8 protein-coding genes are annotated in these 7,786 nt (G+C 48.4%); 7 read left to right on the forward strand and 1 reads right to left on the reverse strand.

Going from position 1 to position 7,786, the window contains the following annotated elements:
• The 3 genes from IQ235_RS12955 to IQ235_RS12965 all read left to right on the forward strand — a co-directional run.
• Positions 1–210: hypothetical protein (locus IQ235_RS12955; RefSeq protein WP_264321874.1), on the forward strand; the 210-nt coding region annotated here is incomplete at its 5' end.
• A gap of 44 nt (positions 211–254) precedes the next feature.
• Complete coding sequence (locus IQ235_RS12960; RefSeq protein WP_264321875.1) at positions 255–452, forward strand: hypothetical protein; 198 nt, start codon at positions 255–257, stop codon at positions 450–452.
• Positions 442–1,053, forward strand: a complete 612-nt coding sequence (locus tag IQ235_RS12965) for a class II aldolase/adducin family protein (protein ID WP_264321876.1) — start codon at positions 442–444, stop codon at positions 1,051–1,053. Before IQ235_RS12960 ends, IQ235_RS12965 begins: the two co-directional genes overlap by 11 nt.
• A gap of 26 nt (positions 1,054–1,079) precedes the next feature.
• Here the strand turns inward: IQ235_RS12965 and IQ235_RS12970 are convergent, their stop codons facing one another.
• A complete protein-coding gene (locus IQ235_RS12970) occupies positions 1,080–1,385 on the reverse strand; it encodes a DUF7734 family protein (RefSeq protein ID WP_264321877.1) in 306 nt (101 codons plus the stop codon).
• Between the two features lie 331 nt (positions 1,386–1,716).
• Between IQ235_RS12970 and IQ235_RS12975 the strand changes: the two genes are divergently transcribed.
• From IQ235_RS12975 to IQ235_RS12990, 4 genes are all read left to right on the forward strand, one after another.
• Positions 1,717–2,583: an aminotransferase class IV gene (locus IQ235_RS12975; RefSeq protein WP_264321878.1), complete on the forward strand. Its 867-nt coding sequence runs from the start codon at positions 1,717–1,719 to the stop codon at positions 2,581–2,583.
• A gap of 188 nt (positions 2,584–2,771) precedes the next feature.
• Positions 2,772–4,616, forward strand: coding sequence for an ATP-dependent zinc metalloprotease FtsH3 (ftsH3, locus tag IQ235_RS12980; RefSeq protein WP_264321879.1), 1,845 nt, complete (start codon positions 2,772–2,774; stop codon positions 4,614–4,616).
• Between the two features lie 1,006 nt (positions 4,617–5,622).
• Positions 5,623–5,871: a hypothetical protein gene (locus tag IQ235_RS12985; RefSeq protein WP_264321880.1), complete on the forward strand. Its 249-nt coding sequence runs from the start codon at positions 5,623–5,625 to the stop codon at positions 5,869–5,871.
• A 1,040-nt stretch (positions 5,872–6,911) separates the two neighbouring features.
• Positions 6,912–7,643 carry a DUF928 domain-containing protein gene (locus tag IQ235_RS12990; protein ID WP_264321881.1) on the forward strand — a complete coding sequence of 244 codons (732 nt, stop codon included), beginning with the start codon at positions 6,912–6,914 and terminating at the stop codon, positions 7,641–7,643.
• Positions 7,644–7,786 lie beyond the last annotated feature (143 nt).

Raw genomic sequence — 7,786 nt, forward strand, 5'->3', positions numbered from 1 at the left:
GACGCCCAGCAACTGCGCGATCGCCTCGTTCGAGTAGAACAACTGACGTTTGAGCAATATTTAAAAGCGCCAGATTCAAAAACGCTGCAACACAGTCGGGCGCGCCTGGAACAAGTTCGCCAGCTTTACCAAAAAGCGGAACACCGCTACCAACGTCGGGCAGCACAACAGGAGTTGCACGAGGCGTTAGAGTCTTTTGCCATGGGTTGAAGAAAGTTCGGCACTTGGGCTGCGATCGTCGCAAACTGGGAATTATGTCTGTCAATCACCTCATTCGATCGGCTCTTCAAAACCCCTGGAGTTCTACCTATGCCAAGCTAATGGCGATCGCTCTTGTTTACGGTGCCACCGTCCACATCAGTAATATTTTGGGATTGACAGGAACTCCCTGGCAATCGACCCCACTGCTGTGGCAAGCGATGGATGTGATGATGGTAATCGATGATGATTGATGAAGGTACGATTAAATATTGCTGCGAGTGGATTTCGGGAGAACCGCCGCCGCGCGATCGTCTCGAGGATTTGATGGTGGTTCGCGATCGCCTGTACGCTCTAGGACTCATCGGCGCGTACGACTGCGGCATCGGGTTCGGTAATATTAGCGTTCGCCTGGAGAATTCCCATCGGTTTATCGTGTCTGGGACGCAAACCGGACACTTACCCCACCTCAAACCCCAACACTATACGGTGGTTACGGACTTCAGCCTAGGGCAAAACCAGTTGACTTGTACCGGCCCGGTGAAAGCATCGTCGGAATCTCTCACCCACGCTTCAATTTATACCCAGCAACCTGGGGTGACTGGAATTATTCACGTTCACAACGGGCCCCTGTGGCAGCAACTTTTGGGTCGAGTTCCCACTACGAGGCGAGAGGTTCCCTACGGTACGCCGGAGATGGCGCGGGAGATGTGGCGCTTGTTCGAGGAAGAAGACTTGGGAGAACGGAAAATGTTGGTGATGGCCGGTCACGAGGATGGGGCGATCGCCTTTGGGAAAGATTTAGCGGAAGCCGAAGCGGTGCTGATGGAATATTACTCAGCCATCGATCGTTAATAACGAATTAATCGCCGAACTCGACCTCAGACGCGAATTCCCGCACGATCGAGTAGTGGTTGCATGGTTTCCCAGGTCAAACCTTTTTCGATATATTGAGGATTGTCAGGATGATAGGGACTGGCGACCCGATCGATGGAGAGAATTTCCGCCTCATCTGGCAGAACGGGAATCTCGGGATCGAAAGCCGTCGATCGCATCAAAGAACTCGAAAAGCCTTTAAAAATAGCAATACGATCGGTTTGGCCTTCAATTTGTGCCGTCACCAGCAAGACTTCCTGGGGGCGGGTGATGGTATATTGCTCCAAATACTTACCAATATTGGTATTCATGATTCAGTTGCGCGTCCTCCAATTGAAATTTAAAAATTTAAGACTTCTTGCGAAATTTCAAAGGTTACTCCATTGCTGAAGCTTTCCAAGGGTTGGCTCGTTTACCATTGTGTCACCGAACCCGATCGAGAGAATCGAGGGTGAACGGGTCATTCTCAGCTTTTCCCAATCTCGGAACCCATCAATGCCCAAAACGTTTTTTCTACTTGCAAGAAAAATCCAGCACTAGGTTAACCCCCACAGCGGCGGCACGACAATCGATCGCACAGAAGAGTCCGGTCTCATTCGCGATTAGAATGAGTTTCACCAAAGCGTTATGACTTAAATTAGGGTGAACGATCGAATATTTTGGTACGACGGCAGGCTATGCTCGGCCAATACCCTGGAACTCGACATTACCGATCCGGGCCTACTTTATGGGGCGACGGTGTTTACCACGTTGCGGGTGTACGATCGCACCCTGAAACATTCCTTGACTCAGTGGCAGAAACATTGCGATCGGCTTCTCGCTTCGATCGAAGTTTTTGGCTGGTCCGAACCCGATTGGGAACGCACCAGCCATGGCGCGAAAGTCTTGAGCGATCGCTATCCGGTGTTGCGGGTGGCGATTTTTCCTGATGGTAGAGAATGGATAACCGGGCGATCGCTGCCACCGGACTTAACCCGACGGCAGCAACAGGGAATTGTGGCCTGGCTGGCTTGCGAACCGCAGTTTCGCCGTTCGCTTCCGGTGTGGAAAACAGGTAATTACCTCCCTGCATGGCTCGCACTACAAGGGGCGCGAAAACACAATGCCAAAGAAGCTATTCTCACCGACGATGCGGGCAATTGGCTAGAAACGAGTACCGGTAACCTCTGGGGATGGCGAGAAGGGTGTTGGTGGACGCCCCCTTTAGAAGCGGGAATTTTGCCCGGACTGATGCGAACGCGGCTTTTGGACACCTTACAACAGCAGCAAACGGTGATGGAGGTTCCTTGGACTCCCGAGGTCGTCAAAGGGTTTGATGCGATTGCCTATACCAACAGCGTCGTCGAGATCGTACCGATCCACACCGTCCTCATCTGTTCTCATAATTCCTGCCCGCCCTCTTATTTTTGCTACCCCAATGTCCTTATGTATGTCGATCGACTTCGGAAATGTCTAGCTGGGACGGTAGGGGAGACAGAGAAGACACAAGGAGAGCAAACGGACTATTGACAATTGGTGAGTTAATTCTTTTGTGCGTCTCTCCATCTCCTCATCTTCAGAGTCTCTCCGCCTTCAATAGACATTTCCGAATTCTCAATTAGCACGATTGCAAACATCACGTTAAGATAAATTAACATAGATTAAAAGACTTATTATTAAAGTCCAAGCTCCCAGAAACAATAGGAGGATAGACCCCGGTGAATAAGCGGTGGAGAAATGCAGGTCTGTACGCGTTGCTGGCGATCGTCGTCATAGCTTTAGCAACAGCCTTTTTCGATCGACAACCCCAAACTAAACAAACGAGTAAGTATAGCGACTTTATTCAAGCCGTTCAAACTGACCAAATTGAAGGTACGGTAAGCATCAGTTCCGATCGGACTCAAGCGATGTACACCGATCCCGCAGGCAGCGGTAAGGTGATCGTGAACCTACCCAACGATCCCGATCTGATTAGCATTCTGACCGAGCACGACTTGGATGTGAAAGTCACGCCCCAAAACGATGATAGTTTCTGGTTGCGCGCCCTGAGCAGCTTGTTCTTCCCGATTCTGCTGCTCGTCGGTTTGTTCTTCTTGCTTCGACGCGCTCAAAGCGGTCCGGGCAGCCAAGCGATGAACTTCGGCAAGTCCAAAGCCCGAGTGCAGATGGAACCGCAAACCCAAGTGACCTTCGGCGATGTGGCCGGTATCGAGCAAGCTAAACTCGAACTCAATGAAGTTGTAGACTTCCTCAAAAATGCCGATCGCTTCACCGCTGTGGGCGCGAAAATTCCTAAAGGGGTACTCCTGGTAGGCCCTCCCGGAACTGGTAAAACCCTCTTGGCACGAGCCGTTGCTGGCGAAGCCGGGGTTCCCTTCTTCTCCATCTCCGGTTCTGAGTTTGTCGAAATGTTCGTCGGGGTCGGTGCGTCCCGCGTCCGCGACCTGTTCGAGCAGGCCAAAGCCAACGCCCCCTGCATCGTCTTCATCGATGAAATTGATGCTGTCGGTCGCCAGCGCGGTGCCGGTTTGGGTGGCGGTAACGACGAGCGCGAGCAGACCCTCAACCAGTTGCTCACGGAAATGGATGGTTTCGAGGGTAATACCGGAATCATCATTATCGCAGCCACCAACCGTCCCGACGTGCTCGATGCGGCGCTGATGCGTCCCGGTCGTTTCGATCGCCAAGTAGTGGTCGATCGCCCTGACTATGCCGGTCGCCTGGAAATCCTCAACGTCCACGCGCGGGGCAAAACCCTCTCGATGGATGTAGACCTCGAAAAAATTGCCCGTCGAACTCCTGGTTTTACCGGGGCAGACTTGTCCAATCTGTTGAATGAAGCCGCGATTCTCGCCGCCCGCCGTAATTTGACGGAAATCTCGATGGATGAAGTCAACGATGCCATCGATCGCGTTTTAGCTGGCCCCGAGAAGAAAGATCGGGTGATGAGCGAGAAGCGCAAGTCTCTGGTGGCTTACCACGAAGCCGGTCACGCTTTAGTGGGCGCGCTGATGCCCGATTACGACCCCGTTCAGAAAATCAGCATCATCCCGCGCGGTGCCGCTGGCGGTCTGACTTGGTTCACCCCCAGCGAAGAGCGGATGGATTCGGGTTTGTATTCCCGGTCTTACTTGCAAAATCAGATGGCCGTTGCCCTTGGCGGTCGGATTGCTGAAGAAATTATTTTCGGTGATGAAGAAGTGACAACTGGCGCGTCTAACGACTTGCAGCAAGTGGCTCGCGTGGCGCGACAAATGGTGACTCGCTTCGGTATGAGCGATCGCCTCGGTCCGGTAACCCTCGGTCGCCAGCAAGGGAATATGTTCCTCGGTCGGGAAATCTCTGCCGAACGGGACTTCTCCGAAGAGACGGCATCCGCCATCGACGAAGAAGTACGTCGCCTGGTCGACCAAGCTTACGAGCGAGCCAAACAGGTGATGCTCGAAAACCGTCATCTTCTCGACCAAATCGCAAAAATGCTGATTGAGAAAGAAACCGTCGATTCCGAAGAATTGCAGGAGTTGATTAATAACAATGACGTAAAAATGGCGGCGATCGCTTGATTTTGTCCTGAATCGATCGCAAAGAGATGTGGGAGATCCTACATTCTTCCCACTTTTTCTAAGGCATTTCATTTCGCATTACCATCTGAGTCCTATTTCTGAGAGAACTCATAAAACTACACCAGGGGCGATTTCCGATATTCGGGATCGCTCTTTTCTTTTGTTTGTCGTTTGTCTAAGAATCACCACTTAGCCTGCATTATTCACGATCGTTTGACGAAAATCGCGCCATCGCCTTTACCCACCAACAATCTGGGAATTTACCCGAAAAACAGTCTGTTTGCGCGAGGTTGACTCGATATCGGGAGTGAGCGCGTTTGGTGAATAATCCAGGTTAGGGCGTGCAAATCCAGGTTAGGGCGTGCATAAGCAACAAGTCTGCATCCACGCTTGCCGGTCTCCACAGCCGATGGACGTTAGCGAGGATTATGCAGGCCGCGATGCACCCGACGTTGTTTACGTTGGACATACAGCCTTCGACAAGGGATATAAGATAGCTATCGAGCTAAGTTCGCTCTTGTATCACTTTCCGAGATTTTGACGAAATTCCGTTATTATAGCCAACGATACCTAACGAGAGAATCAGGGTAAGACTCCGGAAAGTGGGAGTCTTACAGAAAAGGGCTATTTGAGGGATTGTGTGACTTCGATCGCAAAATATTCTCCGCGCGATCGCGGATTGACAGCGATGAACATCACTCCAGCGTCCGTAAAAATACGAGACAATAGAAGAATAGAGTTAAAAGCAATGTTGCAGTGCTAGCCCCAAGGCGCGATCGAGATCGTTCCTAAACTCCTCTCGGTTATTATCTATTCACTCTCTTGGCATTACTGGTAATCGACTGATGGTCACCCTTCTAATATCGTTATCGAAGGTAATTTATCGGCGCTGCACTAAACACATTCTCCATTATAAGTTTGGAAGTCAATCTAAATTGTTCAACTCGTTCGTTTGAATTTAGAATGAGTAGCGCAATATTTAATGTCGCATTCGAGAGTCAGAGTTATGTTAGAGCGAACCGAACCAGTTTCTCACTTTTCAATCTTATTTAAAGCTTTTATTTTCACCGTTTTGGTTGCGCTTATGTCCGGGGGCATTGAAACCAAAACTCCCATCAAATTATCTGAGTTTCGTTCTTTTTTAAAAGGCTATTCCTCTGGAATTGCTGAGATGACTTGTCAGCAAAATGCATGTAATCTTAGTGATTATGTACTTCGCGAAAGTGATGAAAATTTAGTTCTTATTAAAAAATAAAAACTGCTATAAGAAATTGTTAAATGAGAATAGAATAAAATTATTTGTGCCTACACTTTATTTCTGTCGATCGCGGTTAACGCTTAGGTAATATCTTTTATTTTTATTCAATTGTATAGCAATCAACTTTTATTTTTTAGATCGTACAACTCGATCTTAATTTATTAGCTGATATCTACGCTGATTCTGCTGCAAAACAAGACAGACAACAAGCAAGTAGCCTGTAAAAGTACGGACTGAATTTGTAAGTAAATCTGAAAGAGTTCGTTATTTTTTCGGCAATTGCCGATCGTTTCTACATCGATTGTTTAATTGATACCGATGTAAAGCTAAATGCTAGATCTGCAGGCGGATCTAGTATAAATTTATGGATTTGAGGTGAAGTATTCGCCCACTCATACCATCTCAGAGAACCTAGCGTTATATTGTGAGTAGAGAGAAAACAATATGATTGCCATCGTTACCGCAATCAGCCCTAAATATAGTCAAAATGACTATTTCTCCGGTTCTATTGCGCTTGCGATGCAATAGTAGTTCCAATTTTTCCCCAAATTCTCACCGTCAAAAATCTAGTCAAGCGTGTGTTTGCAATCTGCTCTGTATCGTTTTCAACATCTCAGAGTCGATCGGGTGTTGAGATCGCAACACTTTACATAATCTTTACCAAAAAAACTTAGTTTTGCTAGTATCTTTATAGAAATATCTGAGTAAAATTTGTAATATCACTGAGGTGATTGGGTGTTGTAGAGTTTAACTACAATTGAAATCGCAGTCAATTGAGCTATAAACCAAATGAGAATTTCTTCTGTCAATTAACTAAATTCATAAAACAGAAATTCTCAATAATTCGAACGAAGTTCGTGAATTGAATATCTTTGAAGGCTTAAGATAGAAGCATTTCCGAGAAAATTCTCAGACGAGAAATTTATCCGAAGTTAGATGTTCAATTCTTTTATGAAGGCAGCAACCGTAAGTGGAACAGTGTTTGAGAACCTAACCACAGATATCTTGTTGTTGTTTACTTATGAGGTTATCCGATCGTGAATTGGAAAACAATTCCCTTGACTCTCTCTTTATCCTTGGCGCTGTTGTGTGGTGTCTCCCCTCGGGCTGATGGGGGTGAAGTCCCAAATGCGATCGCCGCCGCGGGAATCGACTTTGATTCACCTGGGGAAGATGCACCGTACCGCACCACCGGAGGCGCCAGCCGAGGTTCGGGTACGTGTCTGTCCAATAGTGAAAGCTTGATGGCCATTACACCTCACTCGCAAATTGGGCTGACTGCACAGGGACACCCAACCCTTCTCGTCTACGTGCCCTCATCTTCGGGTAACAGTCTAGAGCTAATCGTTGCCGGAGACGATGGTACGGAAATGGTTCGCAAAAATTTACCCCTACCGATCGCTCCAGGAATCGTCAGCTTCTCCCTCACGGATGCAGATATGCCTCCGCTGACAATCGGTAAGCCCTATCAATGGTACGTGAGCCTCATTTGCGACGATCTCGATCGTTCGGTAAATCCCGTCGTCGAAGGATGGGTTAAGCGAATCGAACTCGATGCGAACTTGAGTCAAAAGCTGGCTGGAGAAACCCCAGCAGCCTATCCCGCATTGTATGCTGAGGCGGGAATTTGGCAAGAAACGATCGTGACATTGTTCGAGCAGCGCCTCGCGCAACCCAATAATCCCGAGTTGAAGCAAACTTGGGAACAGCTTCTTCGTTCAGTGGGCTTGGGAAGCGTTTCCGAAGCGGCTTTGAGCACATCGAACTAGTGTAATAACCCACGATCTAAAAATTGATGCGATCGCCTATGAAAAATTTGCACGGTTCCAGTGAGGTTTAAGGAGAACTCATTGAAATGGGGTAGGCTTAGGTTTGGGGCGATCGCCCACACTTGTTTGCGCGAGATGTATCT

Origin of the sequence: Zarconia navalis LEGE 11467, assembly GCF_015207075.1 — a bacterium.
GTDB lineage: Bacteria > Cyanobacteriota > Cyanobacteriia > Cyanobacteriales > Geitlerinemataceae > Zarconia > Zarconia navalis.

Coding starts and splice junctions, on each gene's coding strand:
- IQ235_RS12960 (WP_264321875.1), top strand. CDS start 255: ATGTCTGTCAATCACCTCATTCGATCGGCTCTTCAAAACCCCTGGAGT.
- IQ235_RS12965 (WP_264321876.1), top strand. CDS start 442: ATGATGATTGATGAAGGTACGATTAAATATTGCTGCGAGTGGATTTCG.
- IQ235_RS12970 (WP_264321877.1), bottom strand. CDS start 1,385: ATGAATACCAATATTGGTAAGTATTTGGAGCAATATACCATCACCCGC.
- IQ235_RS12985 (WP_264321880.1), top strand. CDS start 5,623: ATGTTAGAGCGAACCGAACCAGTTTCTCACTTTTCAATCTTATTTAAA.